General features: G+C 71.7%; 19 protein-coding genes. 10 read left to right on the top strand and 9 right to left on the bottom strand.

What is annotated here, in order from left to right:
• Window positions 1–76 precede the first annotated feature (76 nt).
• The 3 genes from SRB17_RS23500 to SRB17_RS23490 all read left to right on the top strand — a co-directional run bounded on the left by SRB17_RS23500 (window position 77) and on the right by SRB17_RS23490 (window position 1,857).
• Entirely contained in the window at window positions 77–337 is a 261-nt protein-coding gene (locus SRB17_RS23500; RefSeq protein ID WP_194294107.1) for an acyl carrier protein, read from the top strand.
• A gap of 92 nt (window positions 338–429) precedes the next feature.
• A complete protein-coding gene (locus tag SRB17_RS23495) occupies window positions 430–1,380 on the top strand; it encodes an aromatase/cyclase (protein WP_153541897.1) in 951 nt (316 codons plus the stop codon).
• A gap of 60 nt (window positions 1,381–1,440) precedes the next feature.
• A complete protein-coding gene (locus SRB17_RS23490) occupies window positions 1,441–1,857 on the top strand; it encodes a PPOX class F420-dependent oxidoreductase (protein ID WP_323376142.1) in 417 nt (138 codons plus the stop codon).
• Window positions 1,858–1,943: 86 nt separating this feature from the next.
• Here SRB17_RS23490 and SRB17_RS23485 read toward each other — a convergent pair whose 3' ends face one another.
• The 5 genes from SRB17_RS23485 to SRB17_RS23465 form a co-directional block, all read right to left on the bottom strand.
• The gene (locus SRB17_RS23485) at window positions 1,944–2,981 is read right to left on the bottom strand and encodes an LLM class flavin-dependent oxidoreductase (RefSeq protein WP_153541895.1); all 1,038 of its coding nucleotides are present in this window, start codon (window positions 2,979–2,981) and stop codon (window positions 1,944–1,946) included.
• Window positions 2,982–3,082: 101 nt separating this feature from the next.
• A complete protein-coding gene (locus SRB17_RS23480; RefSeq protein ID WP_153541893.1) occupies window positions 3,083–3,808 on the bottom strand; it encodes an SDR family NAD(P)-dependent oxidoreductase in 726 nt (241 codons plus the stop codon).
• 46 nt (window positions 3,809–3,854) lie between these two features.
• A complete protein-coding gene (locus tag SRB17_RS23475) occupies window positions 3,855–4,685 on the bottom strand; it encodes a TIGR03619 family F420-dependent LLM class oxidoreductase (protein ID WP_153541891.1) in 831 nt (276 codons plus the stop codon).
• An 18-nt stretch (window positions 4,686–4,703) separates the two neighbouring features.
• Window positions 4,704–5,567 (bottom strand): DUF6081 family protein, encoded by an 864-nt coding sequence (locus SRB17_RS23470; protein ID WP_153541889.1) that lies wholly within the window; start codon window positions 5,565–5,567, stop codon window positions 4,704–4,706.
• 124 nt (window positions 5,568–5,691) lie between these two features.
• Window positions 5,692–6,477, bottom strand: a complete 786-nt coding sequence (locus SRB17_RS23465) for a 3-oxoacyl-ACP reductase (RefSeq protein ID WP_153541887.1) — start codon at window positions 6,475–6,477, stop codon at window positions 5,692–5,694.
• A gap of 209 nt (window positions 6,478–6,686) precedes the next feature.
• Here SRB17_RS23465 and SRB17_RS23460 point away from each other — a divergent pair, with 209 nt between their 5' ends.
• From SRB17_RS23460 to SRB17_RS23450, 3 genes are read left to right on the top strand one after another with little or no spacing between them, the layout of a single operon-like run.
• Window positions 6,687–7,124: a nuclear transport factor 2 family protein gene (locus SRB17_RS23460; RefSeq protein WP_153541885.1), complete on the top strand. Its 438-nt coding sequence runs from the start codon at window positions 6,687–6,689 to the stop codon at window positions 7,122–7,124.
• Entirely contained in the window at window positions 7,124–7,975 is an 852-nt protein-coding gene (locus tag SRB17_RS23455) for a hypothetical protein (RefSeq protein ID WP_153541883.1), read from the top strand. The genes SRB17_RS23460 and SRB17_RS23455 overlap by 1 nt, the downstream gene beginning before the upstream one ends.
• Window positions 7,972–8,727, top strand: a complete 756-nt coding sequence (locus tag SRB17_RS23450) for a 4'-phosphopantetheinyl transferase family protein (RefSeq protein WP_153541881.1) — start codon at window positions 7,972–7,974, stop codon at window positions 8,725–8,727. Before SRB17_RS23455 ends, SRB17_RS23450 begins: the two co-directional genes overlap by 4 nt.
• Here SRB17_RS23450 and SRB17_RS23445 read toward each other — a convergent pair whose 3' ends face one another.
• Window positions 8,728–9,546, bottom strand: coding sequence for an AfsR/SARP family transcriptional regulator (locus SRB17_RS23445; RefSeq protein WP_323376141.1), 819 nt, complete (start codon window positions 9,544–9,546; stop codon window positions 8,728–8,730).
• A 154-nt stretch (window positions 9,547–9,700) separates the two neighbouring features.
• A complete protein-coding gene (locus SRB17_RS23440) occupies window positions 9,701–10,309 on the bottom strand; it encodes a response regulator transcription factor (protein WP_153541879.1) in 609 nt (202 codons plus the stop codon).
• Window positions 10,310–10,556: 247 nt separating this feature from the next.
• Between SRB17_RS23440 and SRB17_RS23435 the strand changes: the two genes are divergently transcribed.
• The gene (locus SRB17_RS23435) at window positions 10,557–11,489 is read left to right on the top strand and encodes an MBL fold metallo-hydrolase (RefSeq protein ID WP_323376140.1); all 933 of its coding nucleotides are present in this window, start codon (window positions 10,557–10,559) and stop codon (window positions 11,487–11,489) included.
• Window positions 11,490–11,593: 104 nt separating this feature from the next.
• Here SRB17_RS23435 and SRB17_RS23430 read toward each other — a convergent pair whose 3' ends face one another.
• Entirely contained in the window at window positions 11,594–12,106 is a 513-nt protein-coding gene (locus tag SRB17_RS23430) for a flavin reductase family protein (protein WP_153541877.1), read from the bottom strand.
• Between the two features lie 172 nt (window positions 12,107–12,278).
• A complete protein-coding gene (locus SRB17_RS23425) occupies window positions 12,279–13,616 on the bottom strand; it encodes a sensor histidine kinase (protein ID WP_153541875.1) in 1,338 nt (445 codons plus the stop codon).
• Window positions 13,617–14,152: 536 nt separating this feature from the next.
• Between SRB17_RS23425 and SRB17_RS23420 the strand changes: the two genes are divergently transcribed.
• The 3 genes from SRB17_RS23420 to SRB17_RS23410 are packed head-to-tail and all read left to right on the top strand — an operon-like array spanning window position 14,153 to window position 16,923.
• On the top strand, window positions 14,153–14,362 hold the full coding sequence (locus SRB17_RS23420) for a ferredoxin (RefSeq protein ID WP_153542390.1): 210 nt from the start codon (window positions 14,153–14,155) through the stop codon (window positions 14,360–14,362).
• Window positions 14,352–15,707 carry an NAD(P)/FAD-dependent oxidoreductase gene (locus tag SRB17_RS23415; RefSeq protein ID WP_323376139.1) on the top strand — a complete coding sequence of 452 codons (1,356 nt, stop codon included), beginning with the start codon at window positions 14,352–14,354 and terminating at the stop codon, window positions 15,705–15,707. Before SRB17_RS23420 ends, SRB17_RS23415 begins: the two co-directional genes overlap by 11 nt.
• Window positions 15,708–15,738: 31 nt before the next feature.
• On the top strand, window positions 15,739–16,923 hold the full coding sequence (locus SRB17_RS23410) for a cytochrome P450 (RefSeq protein WP_153541873.1): 1,185 nt from the start codon (window positions 15,739–15,741) through the stop codon (window positions 16,921–16,923).
• The last annotated feature ends 44 nt before the right edge of the window (window positions 16,924–16,967 follow it).

Here is a 16,967-nt window from a genome sequence, read left to right as displayed (position 1 = left end):
CGACGATCCGGCCGCTCGGCGCGGATGGCATCCCGCACGCCTGACAACCGGTCACCCGAACACCAGGAGAGATCTCATGACCACCATGAACCTTGACGACCTGCGGCGCATCCTCGTCGAGTGCGCCGGCTCCGAGGAGGGACTCGCCGCCCCTGAGGGGGACGTGCTCGACGCGTCCTTCGAGGACCTGGGCTACGACTCGCTGGCCCTGATGGAGACCGCGGCCCGGATCAACCAGGAGTTCGGCGTCAGCATCCCCGACGACGAGATCACCGAGGTGGAGACGCCCCGGGCGCTGCTCGCCCTGGTGAACGAGGGGATCACGGCCGCGGCCTGATCCCGTCCCGGCCCCGCAGATCCACCGGTGCCGCCGTCCCGGGACGGCGGCACCGGTCCACTTCCCGCATGGACCAGCCGAGGAGACCCACCATGACAGAGGGCAGGCAGCACAGCACCGAGCACACCGTCGTCGTCGCGGCTCCCCCGCGCGTCCTCTACGAACTGGTCGCCGATGTGACGTGCTGGCCGGCCGTCTTCGGCCCCAGTGTGCACGTGCACCACCTGGAGCGCGAGGAGCGTGCGGAGCGGTTCCGGATCTGGGCTCTCGTGGGCGGGCGGGTCACCAGCTGGGTGTCGCGCCGTACCTTCGACCCCGACGGGCTGCGCATCACCTTCCGGCAGGAGCACGGCCGGCCGCCGATCGCCTCCATGGGCGGCGAGTGGCTGTTCCGCTCGTTGCCCGGCGACCGTACCGAGATCGTGCTCCGGCACGACTTCACCGCGGTCGACGACGCGGCGGAGACGGTGCGGTGGATCACCGACGCACTGGACCGCAACAGTCCCGAGGAGCTCCGGGCGCTCGCCCGTACGGCGGAGTTCGGGCACCCGGTGGGCGACGTCGTCTTCTCCTTCACCGACACCGTGCGGCTCACCACCGGCGCCGAGGCCGCCTACGACTTCGTGTACCGGGCGGACCGCTGGGCCGACCGGCTCCCGCACGTGTCCCGGGTACGGCTCACCGAGGCCGAACCGGGCTTCCAGGAGCTGGAGATGGACACGGTGACCTCGGACGGCGCCGCGCACACCACCAGCTCGGTGCGCATCTGCGAGAGCGGGCAGTGGATCGCGTACAAGCAACGGCGGACACCGGAGCTGTTGCTGGGGCACAGTGGCCTGTGGACGTTCGCGGACGGGCCGGACGGCAGCTCGGTCACGGCACGGCACACGGTCGTGCTGAACCCCGCGGCCGTCGAGGAGGTGCTGGGTGCGGGCACCACCCTCGCCGAGGCCCGCACCCATGTCCGCGACGCCCTCGGCCGCAACAGCCGTGCCACGCTGGCCTCCGCGGCCGGCAACGCCGACGCACCGGCCGGCCGCTGACGGCGCCGGCGCACCACCGCAGCAGGACCGGAGAAGAGCAGAGGAAGGGAAGCCATCGTCGTGTCGCTGACCGAGGCCGAACTGGCCTATGTGAACAGCCAGTACCTGGGCCGTCTGTCGACGGTCGACAGCAAGGGCGCACCGCAGAACAACCCCGTCTCGTTCAGGTACAACACCGAGCTGGGAACCTTCGACATCGGCGGCCGCAATCTCGCGGAGAGCCGCAAGTTCAAGAACATCCTCGGCAATCCGCAGGTGGCCTTCGTCATCGACGACCTGGTCTCCGCCCGCCCGTGGACGGTACGCGGCATCGAGATCCGCGGCCGGGCCGAGGCCATCTCCGGGCACACGCCCACCCATGCGCACTTCAGCCAGGAACTCATCAGGGTGTACCCGCGCCGCATCCTGAGCTGGGGCATCGATCCGGAACTCCCGGGCATGCAGAAGCGCACCGTCCCGGAGGGTCCGTCCGCCTGACCCGTCTCGCGCTCCGACGCGCACCGGGACACGACGGCGGGTGCCGGCCGCACCGTGCGGCCGGCACCCGCCGCTGCGAGCGGGTCCTACTCCCCCACGCCCGAGCGCTCCCACGCCTCGGCCGCCTGCCGGAGCAGGCGCAGCCGGCCGTCGAGCGAGGTGGCCGCGGCCGAGACCATGATGCCGAGGGTGGTCACTCCGGCCTCCTGATAGGCCACCATCCGCTCGGCCAGCCGGGCCACGGGGCCGAGCAGCGCCGTCCGGTCGATGAACTCCAGCGGCACGGCGGCGCCCGCGCCGGCCCGGTCTCCGGCGGCCTGGCGCTCGCGCAGCTGTGTCACCTCCCGCTCGAAGCCCATCTGCCGGGCCATCGCGCAGTAGATGTTCCGGTCGGGATCGCCGATGCCGAGCATGTAGACGTAGTGGGAACGCAGGGCGTCCGCGGCCGTGGCCACGTCGTCGGCCACGGCCGTCGGCAGGCTCGGCAGGACGTCGAAGCCCGCCATGTCCGCGCCCGCCCGCTCGCGTCCGGCGCGGATCTCGGTGACCGACTTGGCCACCGCCTCCGGTGAGGTGAACACGCCGATCCAGCCGTCCGCGATCTCGCCGGCCAGCCGCAGGTTCTTCGGACCGACCGCGGCCAGGTAGACGGGGATGCGCGGGCGGGGCGACTCGGTGAGGACGTGGAGCGGTGCCCCGCCGCCCGGCCCGGAGGCGGGGAGCCGGAAGTGGCGGCCCTGGTACTCCACCGGGCCTCCGGCCATCGCCCTGCGGACGATCTCCACGTACTCCCGGGTGCGGGCGAGGGGCTGGTCGAACCGGGCGCCGTACCAGCCGTCGGAGACATCGGGGTTGGACACTCCGAGGCCGAGCCGGAACCGTCCGCCGCTGAGCGCGTCCAGCGTGGCCGCGGTCAGCGCGGCCAGGCCCGGCGGCCGGGCGGGGATCTGCATGACACCGGAGGCCAGCCCGATCCGCTCGGTCCGCCCCGCGATCAGTCCCAGCACACTGGCGGCGTCCGAGCGGTAGCCCTCGGGCGCGAGTGCCACGTCGTACCCGAGGTGTTCCGCGGCGCGGGCCAGCTCGCCCGCGCCCTGGTACACGAGATTCGCTCCCAGCTTCATGTCGGTGTCTCCTTGGACCTGGGGAGGGCAACGTCCCTGTGCGAGAGGGCGAACCGGCCGCGGGAGGTGTCCCCGCGGCCGGTGGCACGGCCCGCGGGCCGTCAGATCAGGTGGGCTCCGCCGTCCACCAGCTGCACCGTTCCGGTGGTGTAGGCGGCGCCGGCCATGGCCAGCACCGCCTCGGCGACGTCCTCGGGAAGTCCCACGCGGCGCAGCGGGGTGGTCTGCCGTACATGCTCGGCGATGTCGGTGAAGTCCCTGGTCCAGGGCGTCTCGATGAGCCCGGGAGCCACCGCGTTCACCCGGACGCGGGGACCGAGCACGCCGGCCAGCAGGCGTGTCAGATGCTCGATCGCCGCCTTGCTCACGGCGTAGGGGATCGAACTGCCGGCGGGCCTGCTGCCCGCGATCGAGGAGATGTTGACCACCGTGCCCGCCGTCTCCGTCAGGTGGGGTACGGCTGCCACGGTGGTCTGCCAGGTGCCGATCAGATTGACGTCGAGGATCTCCCGCCAGATCTCCGGCGTGACGGCGGTCAGGTCGGCGTGCGGGATACGGCGGGTGGTGCCCGCGTTGTTCACCAGGACGTCCAGCCGGCCGAAGTGCTCCACCGCTGTCGCGACCAGCCGCCGGGCGTCGGGCTCCTCGGAGATGTCGGCCTGCACGTACAGCGCGTCGGGCAGGGACTCCGCGAGCTTCCGCCCCGCCTCGGCCGACCGGGCGGAGTTGACGGCCACGCGCATCCCGGCGGCGGACAGCCGGCGGACCACGGCCTCACCGATGCCGGAGGAGGACCCGGTGACGAGGGCGACGGGCTTGTCGGTCATGTGCACCTCCGTTGTGGGGGCCGGGCGTGCCCGGTCCACGGTGTGGTCAGGCGTCCTGCGTCTTGGCCAGGGCCTCCGCGAACATCGTCATCCGGTCCACATAGCCGTCGGGGGCGCCGAACCAGACAACCAGGTCGTCCGTGCCGGCGGCCTGCCACGCCTCGATCTCCTCGACGGCCCGCTCGAAGGACGCCTCGGCGGCGGTGAACTGGATCCGGGCGCCCGCCGCGACCTTGCGGTCGGTCAGCTCGCGCATCCGGGTGAGGTTGGCGGCGAAGACGTCCGGCTCGGTCATCGCGCACAGCCAGGCGTCGCCGGTGCGCGCGGCGCGCTTCCAGGCGGCCTCGGTGCGGCCGCCGATCCAGATGGGCACCTCCGGCTGGACCGGCTGCGGGGCGAACACCGCTTCCTCGCCCAGCGGGTAGTGCGTCCCGTCGAAGGGGCCCCGGCCTTCCTTGAACAGGTGGCGTATCAGCCGGATGATCTCGTCGGTGCGTGCGCCGCGGGTGTGGAAGTCGGCGCCCATGTTCTGGAACTCCTTGAGCACGATGCCGACGCCGATGCCCAGGTCCAGCCGTCCGTGGGAGAGCCGGTCGATCGTCGCGGCCTGCTTGGCCACCGCGAAGGGATTGCGCATCGCCGCGACCAGGACGCCGCTGCCGAGCCGCACGGTGGTGGTGCGGGCGGCGATGTTCGCGAGCATGACCAGCGGTTCCCAGACACCGCCGTAGAAGTCCCGGTACTCGTAGTAGGGCAGGGGATGGTCCGGGAGCCAGACGCCGTGGTAGCCCAGGCGTTCGGCGTGCACCGCGACGTCCGCCGCCTCGACGGCGTCCTGTCCCGGGGTCTCGCTGGGGATGTAGGTGTGCAACCGCATGATCGTCGATCTCTCCTGTCAGTCGCTTGTGCGCGGGCCGGGCACCGAGGCGATGGTCAGCCGGCGTGCGGCGAGTCGGACTCCCTGGCCCCAGACCTTGCCGGTGAAGGTGGAGAGGCCGAAGTTGAGCCGGCGGGGGGTGGCGGTGCGCTCCTCGCCCTCGCTCTGCCAGATCAGCCGGGAGGCGTCGAGCACCTTGTGACCGATCTTGTCGACGGTGAGCACCTCTTCGCCGTCGAGGATCCAGCGCACCACTCCCGCATCGGCGTCCAGCTCCACCGAGCAGGTGTGGAACCGGTCCGGCTCCCGGATGCCGACGGGGACGGCGTACGAGAACGTGGCGTGCTCGGCGTCGGGCCTCGGCAGGCGTTCGTAGAGGGCGAGCACGGCGGTGTTGGTGAGCACGAAGTCGAACACCATGCCGGTCTCGCGGTCGATGCAGATCAGGGCGCCCGCGCCGAGCCGCATGTCGGCGTCGTGGTCGGTGACGGTGGCGCCGAGGGGGTGGGCGGCGGTGCCGTAGGTGCGGACCGCGAACTCCGTGGTGCCGGTGAGGACTTCGCCGGGCCGGGTGGCGAATCCGAATCCGCCGTCCTGCGTGGTGCGCTCCACGAACGCGGCCCAGCGCAGGAACTCGGTGGTCGCCCCGGGATCCTCGGGCCGTGCGAAGGCGGGCTCCCCGGTGGTTTCGTTGCGCCCGGTGGGGAGCACCACGAGCCCTTCGTCGGAGGTGCTGATCAGCCCGTCGCCCTCAGGCATGTCCTCCACCGCCCGCAGCTGCCAGCGCGCCTCGGGGCCGGCGTGGAGCAGGCCCTCGCGGAAGTCGTCGTGGAACAGCAGCCCGGGTGGGGCGGACGGCGTCGCCTCGTGCTGCGTGGTCATGATGCCTGCCTCCAGAACTGAGCGTCGGAACACGGGAGTCGGAGCCGGCCGGCGAGGCCGGTGCCGTGGCCGGCGCGGGCCCCGGCCGGTGATGTGACCGGCGCGGTCGCGCCGCCCGGCGGTCTCAGTAGTTGCCCAGACCGCCGCACACGTTCAGGGCCTGTGCGGTGACGGCCGCGGCGTCGTCGCCGGCCAGGTACTCGACCATGGCCGCGACCTCGCGGGTCTCCACGTACCGGCCCAGCGGCACGCGTGTGGTGATGCGGTCGTGCGCCTCCTGCTCGGTGACGCCCCAGATCCCCGCGTAGTGCTCGCGCACCCGTTCGGCCATGGGGGTCTCGACGAAGCCCGGGCACACCGCGTTGACGGTGATCCCGGTCCGGGCGAGCTCCAGGCCGAGGGCCTTGGTGAAACCGACCACTCCGTGCTTGGACGCCGAATAGGGCGCGGCGTGCACCACGCCCTGCTTGCCTCCGGTGGAGGCGATGTTGATGATCCTCCCCCGGTCCTTGGCCAGCATTCCGCCGGTGTTGAGGACTTCCTTCGTCATCAGGAACACGCTGTTCAGATTGGTGTTGATCACGTCGAACCAGAGGTCGTCGGCGATCTCCGCGGTCGCTCCGCCGCCGCTGCGGCCGGCGTTGTTGACCAGGATGTCCACCGGGCCGAAGCGGTCCACCGCGGCCCGGACGTAGGCGCGGATCTGCTCCGGCTCCGACACGTCGCAGGCGCTGCCGTCGACGTCGAGCCCCTCGCCCTGCAGGGACTTCACGGTGGCCGCCAGTTCCTCGCCGCGGCGGGCGCACAGAAAGACCCGGGCACCGAGCCCGGCCAGCCGCCTGGCCACCTCGAGACCGATCCCGCTCGTGGCACCGGTGACCAGCGCCACCGGCTTGACTGCCTCCGCCATGCTTCCTCCCTCACCGAACCTGGCCTGTCGCGCGACGGCAGCGCCGAGACTTCCGGTCTCCTCTCGAGCCTCGGTGGAACGCCGCTGGACCGCGCCGCCGGCCGGAGGATCCGCAGGTCGAGTCTTTCTCGAGCGGGCTCGTCCACTGTGCCCGTGCCACGGGGCGAGCACCGGGCCCCGGCTGTCCATCGCCCGCGCCGGAGGAAGCCATGACCACGACCGTGACCGCCCGCACCCTGACCGACCTGTACGCGCAGGTGCAGCACTTCTACGCCCACCAGATGCAGGCGCTGGACGGCCTCCGCTTCGAGGACTACGCGGCGACCTTCACCGAGGACGGCACCTTCCAGCACTCCCCGGACGCGGAGCCCGCGAGGACCCGGCCCGGCATCGTCCGCGAGCTGGTGGAGTTCCACAAGCGCTTCGAGAACGATCCGGTGCGGCGCCGGCACTGGTTCAACCACATCGCCCTGGAACCGCAGGAGGACGGCTCCGTCCGCTCCACCGTCTACGCGCTGGTGGTCACCGTCCGCCCCGGCGGCAAGCCGGAGATCGCCCCGAGCTGTGTCGTACACGACGTGCTGGAGGTCGTCGGCGACCAGGTGCTCACCCGGTCCCGGCTGGTGACGCACGACCAGATGTTCTGATGCGGCCGGACCTTCTTCTCGTACGGCCGGATGCTCCGGCGCAGGCCACCCGGGTACGGCAGCTGTCCGCGGCCCTCGGCAGGCTCGAGACCGCGCTGCGCTGTGCGGTGGCGAGCGCGGCGGTGGGGCGGACCGGAGTCCGGCCGCTCGGCAGCCGCTCCGCGTGCCGCACGCTGGGCGGTGTCTTCCTCGATGTGTTGTGCTGTCACTGCCTGCTGGCCGCCCCGCGGTCCACGGCGGCCGCGGCCTACCTGGTGCCTCGGCTGCTGCGAGAGGCCGCGGAGGAACTGGGCCTCTACTTCGGACCCCATGTGCCCGCCGGCTCGGGCGCGCGCACAGCCGTCGGACGTGAGCAACTGCACGCAATGGAAGACGAGTTGGCGCGGGCGCCGCTTGCCGTCGGGCCCGGCCGGCTGGACGCGGACCGCCTCGGTGCCGCTCTCGCCGCGCTGCGTTCGGCCACGGGCGGAGAACCGGGCACGGCCTGGCTGCGGTCGGCTGCCGGGGTGTTCCTGGACGAACTCGCCTCGATCGACGCCGAAGGGTTCGGACGGTCCCGTCCCGCGGTGGCCGTCCGGCGGACACCGCAGGGGACTGTCGCCGAGCGCCGCGCACTGCTCGTGGCGGCGGCGGTGTGCGCGGAGGTGTGGCTGGCGGCCCGTGCGCGGACGCCGTCGGCGTTCGCCGCCGACCCGGCCTGGCCGACCGGTGTCCTGCTGCGGACCTCGGCACGGCTCGGTGCGGCTCCGGTACCGGCGACGGCTCCGGATGCCGCCCGGCCCGCAACGATGGAGGTGCTGGTGCGCTGCGCCCAGCGCCGGGGATTCGACCCGCACGGGACACCCCTGTGAACGAGCGCATGCCGGCCGTGGCCGTGACCCGCGGCACGGGCTGGGCAGGCCTCCGGGAGTCCCTGGAGACCACCGGCTGGGCCGTGGTCTGGGGACACCTGGCCGACTGGCAGCCGGACCCGGCGGCCGGGCCGGTCCCGGAGCGGACGCCCAGGACCGAGGCACCAGGTCACCGTGGGCTGTCGGAGCGCGCGGCGGGACGCTCCTCCGCGGCGAGGACGCTGCTCAGGCGTGCGGTCGCGGTGGCGACGGGAATGGATCAGGACGTGCTGGAGGTGGCCCGGACGCCGAGCGGGCGCCCCTATCTGCGGGGTGTGGAGCGGCTGTCCGTCAGTCTCGGCCACACCGGCGATCTGCTCGTCGCCGGCATCAGCCGAGTGGGACCCGTCGGAGTGGACGTGGAACTCGGCACCCGCACCGTCCGTACCGACGCGCTGGCGCGGGAGTGCTGCACCGCGCACGAACGCACCGCGCTGGCACGGCTGCCGGACGAGGAGCGCCGTGCCGCACTGGTCCGGCTGTGGACGCTGAAGGAGGCGTACAGCAAGGCCATGGGCCTCGGACTGCGGCTGCCGTTCCGGGACTTCGGCTTCGCGCCGGTGGCGGCGCGGGAGAGCCGCCCGCCGACGCTGCGACACGCCGACGGCACTCCGGCCACGGCCGAGGGCTGGTGGTTCGGCACGCTCGCGCTGCCACGGCACGCCGTCCTCGCCGTGGCCGTCTCCCGCACCGCCGAGAAGCGCACCGGCTGATCAGCGGCTCATCACGAAGCTCTGCACGAGGGGCGCCGGTTCCGGGGTGAGCGCCGGATCGCCCGTCAGCATCGCCTGGTGCAGCCGCTGCAGCTGCCGGGACGGCTCGATGCCCAGTTCCTCGGTGAGCGTCCGGCGCAGGCGCTGGTAGGCCTCCAGGGCGCGCCAGGCGCTGCCCGACCGGTACAGGGCGAGCATGAACTGCCCGCACAAGGTCTCGTGCAGCGGATGCTGGGCGACGAGTACCCGCAGCTCGCGCAGGAGCACGGCATGGCGGCCGAGCCTGAGGTCCGCCTCCATGCGCTGGCTCAGCACCTGCATGCGCGCCTCCTCCAGGCCCTGCACCTCCAGGCCGAGCACGTGCCCGGCCTGGACGTCGACCAGCGCCGGACCACGCCACAGCCCGAGGGCCCTGGCCAGCAGGGTCGAGGCCGCCCGGGCGTCGCCGCTCTCCAGTGCGGTCGTACCGCGGGCCGCGAGCTGTTCGAACTCGACGACGTCGGAGCCGGCGCCGTCGGATGTCAGCCGGTATCCGCCGTAGCTGGTGGCGAGTATCTCCTTGCTGGAGCGGTCGCCACCGGTGCGTTCATGCGCGGCGGACAGTTTGCGGCGCAACTGCAGGATGTACGTCTGCAGTGTGGTGACGGCGCTCTGCGGGATGCGTTCGCCCCAGATCTCCTCCATGAGCGTGGGCACCGGCACCACACGGCCGGCGCGCAGAGCGAGCAGTGCGAGCACCTGGCGCGGCTTGCATGCGCTGGGTGCCACCGATATGCCGTTCTCCAGGACTTCCAGCGGTCCGAGAACCTTGATCTCCACTCTGAATCCCCCTGCTCGGTTGCGCCCCTGAGGAGGCTCCCCCAGGGGCCCGAATTCACTGAGCAAGAGACTTTCACTCGCAGGCCGATGGAGCCCAGTGCATGCGTCACCAGAACCGACGTGAAGAATCCACGTGACGCACCTCACTCGCGGGTTACAGAATCCAGCCCGATTCCCGTGCTATGCGAATGGCGTCCACGCGATTGCGCGCGCTCATCTTGGTCACTGCGGAGGTCAGATAATTGCGGACCGTGCCGGCCGAGAGGTGCAGCCGGGAAGCGATCTCCGGCACGTCCGCGCCCTCCGCGGCGACGCTCAGCACCTCCCGTTCGCGCTCGGTGAGCGGGCGGCCCCTGGCGTCCCAGGCCGACAGTGCCAGCTGCGGGTCGATCACGCGCTGGCCGTCCGCGACGCGCCGGATCGCCTCGGCGAGTTCCTCGGGCGGTGCCTCCTTGAGGAGGAAACCGGGCACCTGCAGCGCGAGCGCCCTGCGCAGCAGGCCCGCGTGACCCATGCCGGTGAGGATCAGAGGCCGGCAACTCGGCAGTCGCCTGCGCAGCTCCTCGACCGCGGACAGTCCGTCCTGGCCCGGCAGATTGACGTCGATGACCGCCACGTCCACGCGGTGTTGTACCGCCGCGGGCACGATCAGGTCGCCCCGCTCGACCGTGGCGACCACATCGAGGTCGCTCTCGAGACCGAGTAAGGCCTCCAGCGCATCGCGCAGCATGCGCATGTCCTCGGCAAGCAAAATCCTGATCAAGCTTCCCCCCGTGATGCTGTCCCTCAAGTCCCTTCAGGATCAAGCCAGTTGGCTGGACTTGGGTGCAGTCGAACGGTAACAAATCAGTGCCCTGCCAGACGTCCGTTCCCGATATCGGACAAGGCGTCGGATCTGCCTTCGAAGACCCCTGTTCCGGTCCCTCTCGACCCGGCCTCGACCGGGGATCTGCACGGTGAGTCCGGCGCCGCGGCCGGTCCGCGGCCGGACGACAGCGTCGGGAGGCCTGGTGAGCAGGACGAATACCGCGTACGGACCCATCGCACCGCCCCGGACGGAGGAGGTCGCGGACGGGGTCTTCGCCCATGTCCAGCCGGACGGCGGCTGGTGCCTGAACAACGCCGGGATCATCGTCGCGGACGGCAGCACCGCGCTGGTGGACACGGCCGCCACGCAGGCCCGCGCGCTCCTGCTGCGGGACGCCGTGACGGCGGTGACGCCGCATGCCCCGCGCGTCGTGGTCAACACCCATTTCCACGGCGATCACGCCTTCGGGAACTTCGTCTTCACCCCGGAGGCGGTCGTCGTCGGGCACGAGCTGTGCCGGACCGAGATGGCGGCGGCCGGACTGCACCTGACCACGCTGTGGCCGGACGTCCACTGGGGCGGGGTGACCCTCGAACCGCCCTCCGTCACCTACCGGGAGGCGCTCACCGTGCACATCGGTGACATCGAGGCGCAGTTGCTGCACGTGGGCCCCGCCCACACGACGAACGACACGGTGGTCTGGCTGCCGGGGCAGCGGGTGCTCTTCACCGGGGACCTCGTCATGTCCGGTGTCACCCCGTTCTTCCCGATGGGCTCACTGGCCGGCTCGCTCGCCGGGATCGCCCGGCTGCGGCAGTTCGACGCGCAGGTCCTGGTGACCGGTCACGGGCCGGTGGCCGGGCCCGAGGTGCTCGACGTCGCCGAGGACTATCTGCTCTGGGTGCGACGGCTGGCACGGGAGGGCATCGCGGCCGGGCTCACTCCGCTCGAGGTGGCCGGGGAGGCCGATCTGGGCGAGTACGCCGCACTGCTCGACTCCGAACGGCTGGTGCCCAACCTCCATCGCGCGTACGCGGAGGAGCGGGGTCTGCCGCCCGGGGCCCCGATGGACATCGGGGCGCTCTTCGGGGAGATGATCGAGCACCACGGCGGGCTGCCGGTGTGCCGGGCCTGAGGAGACGGCCGGCGGCAGCGGCACCGGGGACCGCGGGCGGGGCGCGCACGTCAGGCGGGAAGTCGCCGGAGACGGCCGGCCCGTCGGCCGTCCCCGGGCGCCGCTCAGCGGGCGAGGGTGGTGAGCTGCCCGGCCGGCGACCAGACCCTGTAGTGCCGCTGGTGATACAGCAGAGGCCGGCGCGGGAAGACCGCCGCGCCGTCCACCCGTGCGATGTAGATCCAGTGGTCGCCCGCCTCGACCCGCTGCACCACGCTGCACTCGGCGTACGCCAGCGCGATGTCCGCCAGCACCGGGGCGCCCTGTGCCACGGACGACGGCTTCCAGCCCCGTCCGGCGAACTTGCGCTCGGACTTCCCCGCGAACAGCTCCGAGGCCTCCTGCGCGCCCTCGGCGAGCACATGCACCACAAACGCTCCCGAATGCGCGAGCGCCGGCAGCGTCTGGGACCGCCTGTCCACACAGACCGACAGCAGCGGCGGTTCCGCCGACACCGCCGTCAGCGCGTTGCAGGTGAATCCGCGCGGCTCATTTCTCTCGTCCAAAGCTGTGACGATCGCAACCGCCGTCGGAAACGATCCGAAGAATTCCCTGAAACGATTCGTGTCTACCGCCATTCCCTCTCACCGCCACTGTCGGTCGGGCCCTCAGCTGAACCACCGAAATGTGCTTCGCGGAGCGCGCGAAACGGATCGGGTCTCGTTCGGCTTCAGATTCGTCCGGTGGGCTGGAGGTCCGGTGGAACCGGGCTGGAGGGTCTTCGCGGGCACGCCGACGGCGGGATCCCGCTCACGACGCCATCCGGGGTCCGGTGCGCGGGCCGCCGTCCCAGCCGGGGCGCGCCGTACGGCCAGGGAGGCGCGCCGCTCGTGGCACGACCACCCGCAGGCAGAACCAGGAACCGTTGTGGACGCCGGCGGTGAGCGTGCCGCCCACGGCACTGACTCGCTGGACCAGGCTCCCCAGCCCGCCTGTGCCGTCGTGGCCGGTCCCGTGCCTGCCGGGCTCCACCCCGTCGTTCGCCACGCACATCTCGACCACGCCGTCACGCTCCGCTCCGTGGATGACGCACTGGCGGGCGTCGCTGTGCCGCAGCATGTTGGTCACGCCTTCGCGCAGGACCGTGGCCAGCGTCGTGTCCGTCACATCCGGCAGCTCGCCCAGCTGGATGTCGACCGTGACCTTCACATCGGCCGCGGCGAGCAGGGACGCCACCGCGTCGGCCTCGTGCCCGAGCCGCATCTTCGGGTATCCCCGTGCCACGGCCCGCACGTCGGCGATCGACTGCCGCGAGATCGTGACGATCGAGGAGACCTCCTCCGACGCCCGCTCGGGGTCGCCCTGCATGATCCGGCGGATGAGTTCTCCCTTCACCGTGATGGCGCACAGGCTGTATCCGAGCAGATCGTGCAGGTCATGGGCGAAGCGCATGCGTTCGTTCGCCACCTCGAAATTCGCCAGCTGCTCGCGCGCGGCATGGACCCTGACGACCAGCTGCGCGAGCCACGACAGCCCGTACACCACCAGTCCCGTCAGCACGGTCGAACCGCCCAGGTACGCGGCCGAGACCGGTCCCAGACCTGTCGTCAGCGGATACACCACCATGCTCACGCCGATCGCCGCGAAGACGGCCCACGAGAGCACCGGAGGCAGGAGCAGCAGCACGGACCCGCTGAGGAAACCGGCCATGGCACCCCATTCGGCGTGCCAGGTGAGGAGCGGCACATAGGTCAGAACCGCCTGAGCGCCCAGCGACAGCCCCTTGCGCCAGACGGAAGCCCGCTGTGCTCCCGGAGTGCTGTGGGCCAGTTGCACGAGGAACACCGCGAACAGGTCGAGGAATCCGCACAGTTCGACGGGCACGCCGCGCAGGTCTCGCAGCATGTTCAGGGTGGTGATCAGCAGATGCGCGAACAGGCTGAGCCGCAGCACGAGCCGTGCCGTCCGCGGGGTGGGCAGGACGCCGGGCGGGTCACCGTCCCTGAACTCCGCCGTTCCCGCGTCCCCTTGTCCTCTCCCGGCCCCCGGATCCTGCTCCAGCCACAGCCGTTGTGCGCCGAGAGCGCCGGACGGGCTCTGCGGGATCTCGATACGACGTCGTGTGCTGGCAGTGGAGCGGCCGTCCATACGGAATACGCCTTCCCCGTTGCTCGGCAGTCTTCCTGTACGTTGCCTGTGCAGACGGCGGCCACCTTAGACAAGAAGGGTTACGGCCATGCGTTGGACGTGTATCGCCCTCCCGACGTCGCCGTCGCCGGCCTGACACATGGCTCTGCCGAACGAGGCCCTCCGCGTTCTCCCGCACTGCTGCCAGACCCCCGGTGGCCAGCGCGAAGGCACGGCCGAACCAGGAGATGCGGCTGGCCGTCGGCAGGCCGCAAGCCGGGCCGGCCACCGGTGGCCGTGCCGGGGTGAGGCTCGTCACTTCCGGACGGCGTCGCTTCAGCCGGTGAGGGCCGAGCCCGGCCCGCGGGACACGCTTCCACTGCAGGGGCCGGCCTCGCCCGGAGGGCAACCGGCCCCGCCGGCGGAGAGCAACCCCGTCCGGCGGCCTGTGTGCCGAGGAGGGCCGGCGGCACCCCTCGGGCTGTCACCGTGCGAGCCCTCGGCTCTCCGCCCATGCTGGAGGTGAGGGGGGTGTGACCACGGAGGAAGTGGTGACGATGCGGACCGTTGTCGACCTCACACGGTGCCAGGGCTACGCACAGTGCGTGTTCCACGCGCCGGAGGTGTTCGAGCTGCACGGCGAGGAGGGGCTGCTGTACGCCACGGGCGTGCCCGAGAACCAGGTCGAGCGCGTGCGCCAGGCCGCGGCCGCGTGTCCGGTGCAGGCGATCCTCCTGGGGGAAGAGGTGAGCGTCGGTGCCCGGTGACCTCAAGAACGGCCGTATCGTCATCGTCGGCGCGTCGCTGGCCGGGCTCAGGGCCGCGGAGGCCCTGCGCGACGAGGGCTTCACCGGCTCACTGACCGTGGTCGGGGACGAACCCCACGCGCCCTACGACCGTCCGCCGCTGTCCAAGCAGGTACTGCTCGGACAGGCGACGGCGGAGACCACCGAGCTGCCGATGCGCCGGGACCCGGACGCCGAGTGGCGGCTGGGTGTGCGTGCCACCGGGGTGGACCTGCTGGAGAAGCGGGTGCTGCTGGCCGACGGCGACTCGCTGCCGTACGACCGGCTGCTGATCGCCACCGGCACCCGGGCACGTCCCTGGCCCAACCCGGAGGAGGCCGCGCTGGACGGGGTGTTCACCCTGCGCACGAGCGAGGACGCGGCGGGGCTGAGCGAGCGGCTGGCGGCCGGGCCGGAGCGGGTCCTGGTGATCGGCGCCGGTTTCACCGGCTCGGAGATCGCCTCCGCGTGCCGGGAACTGGGGCTGCAGGTCACGGTCGCCGAGCGCGGCCCGGCGCCCCTGGTGGGCGCGCTCGGCGTCACGCTGTCGAAGCTCGCGGCCGTCATGCAGCGCAACCACGGCGTGGACCTGCGCACCGGGGTGACGGTCACCGCGCTCGACGGAAACGGCGCCTTCTCCGGCGCGGAGCTGTCCGACGGCAGCCGCGTCGAGGCCGACGTGTGCGTCGTGGCGCTGGGCGCGGTGCGCAACGTCGAGTGGCTGGCGGAGTCCGGGCTGGCGGCGGGCCCGCGCGGCATCGCCTGCGACGCCGGGTGCCGCGCGTTCACCATGTACGGGATCGTCACCGACGACGTCTTCGTGGCCGGCGATGTCTCCCGCTTCCCCCACCCGCTCTTCGGCTACCAGATGCTCTCCCTTGAGCACTGGGGCAACGCGGTCGAGCAGGCCGAGGTGGCCGCGCACAACATGGTCAACCCGGGACCGCTCCAGCGCCCGCACCTGTCCGTCCCGGTGTTCTGGTCGACCCAGTTCGGACTCAACATCAAGTCGGTGGGCGTGCCCACGTACTCCGACCACATCGTCATCGCCCAGGGCTCTTTGGAGGCGCGCCGGCTGGCGATGGTCTACGGCTACAGGGGCCGGGTCACCGCCGCCGTCACCGTCGACATGGCCAAGTCGCTCGACTACTACCGGCATCTGATCGAGACGGCGGCCCCCTTCCCGCCCCCGCCCGGCGCGGCCGACCGGGCGATCGCGGCCGACGTCCCCATCCCCTCCGAAGTGCCCGATCCGTCGGTGCTGTCCCACGGTCCGACCGTCGCGCTCACCGGTCATCTGCCCGACCGCCGGCTGGCGGTGGTGTGACCCACGTCCCGTTCAACGACGAGGAACCGCCATGGACTCCGAGACCTTGCTGGCACGGATCACCGACTACGCCAGCCGCCCCAACCCCTACCCGCTGTACGCGGAGCTCCGCGAGGCCGGTCCCGTGGTGTGGCAGGCAGACGGCAGCTGTCTGGTCGGCGGCTACCACCTGATCGCCGCTCTGCTGCACGACCCACGGATGAGTGCCGACCCCCGCACCCGCGGCGAGGTGACGCACGGACTGCCCTTCCTGCGGCTCGATGACCCCGAGCACCACAGACTGCGCACCCGGGCCATGCGCCCCTTCGGCCCCCCGCACAGCCCTGGCCGGGTCGACGGCATGCGCGGTGAGATCGACCGGATCACCAAGGACCTGATCGTCTCCTTCGAGGCGGGCCGGCAGATCGACGTCGTCGACGACTTCGCCTACCCCCTGCCCGTCACGGTCATCTGCCGCCTGCTCGGCGTGCCGCACGAGGACGAGCCGCTGTTCCGGGCCTGGTCCGACGCGATCGTCGCAGCCGCCGACGTCAGCACCGAGGTGGACACCGCCGAGACCGACAAGGCCGGTGAGCAGGCGCGGATGGAGATGGGCGGTTACCTGGTGAACCTCGCCGAACAGCGCCGTGGCAAGCCGAGCGACGACATGCTGTCCGCCTTCGTCAACGAGCCCGACCCGGCGATGCGGCTCTCCCGGGAAGACCTCGCGATGACAGCCGTACTCCTGTTGATCGCCGGACACGAGACCACGGTGAACCTCATCACCAACGGCGTGCTCACCCTGTTGCGCCGACCCGACCAGCTCGACCTCCTGCGCCGCGAACCCGAGCTGCTCCCCCGAGCGGTGGAGGAACTTCTGCGTTATGAACCCCCGGTCCACATGCGTGAGCGAATCCCACACGCCGACATCGACATCGCCGGAACTCGGATCCGCCAAGGCACGTCCCTCATCCTGGTACTGGCCTCGGGCAACCGCGACCCCAAGCGGTTCCACGAGCCCGACCGGTTCGACCCCACCCGCCCCGACAACCAGCACTTCGGCTTCGGCAGCGGCATCCACCTGTGCTTTGGGGCACCCCTGGCCCGCCTCGAAGCCCAGGCCGCACTCCGCGCGCTGCTCCCCCACCTCGGCACCGCACAACTCGTCCAGGACCCGCCCCCCTACCGCCAGAACGCCATGCTCCGCGGCCCCCGACACCTGCCCATCCAACTGTGAGGCGCGCGACGGCTCACGGCAGGCGGGAGTGACATCCCCACACG

The organism is Streptomyces sp. RB17 (genome assembly GCF_009604455.1).
In the GTDB taxonomy this organism is placed as follows: Bacteria; Actinomycetota; Actinomycetes; order Streptomycetales; family Streptomycetaceae; genus Streptomyces.
The sequence above is the reverse complement of the archived record's forward strand: the minus strand, read 5'-3'. Positions and strand labels throughout refer to the sequence as shown.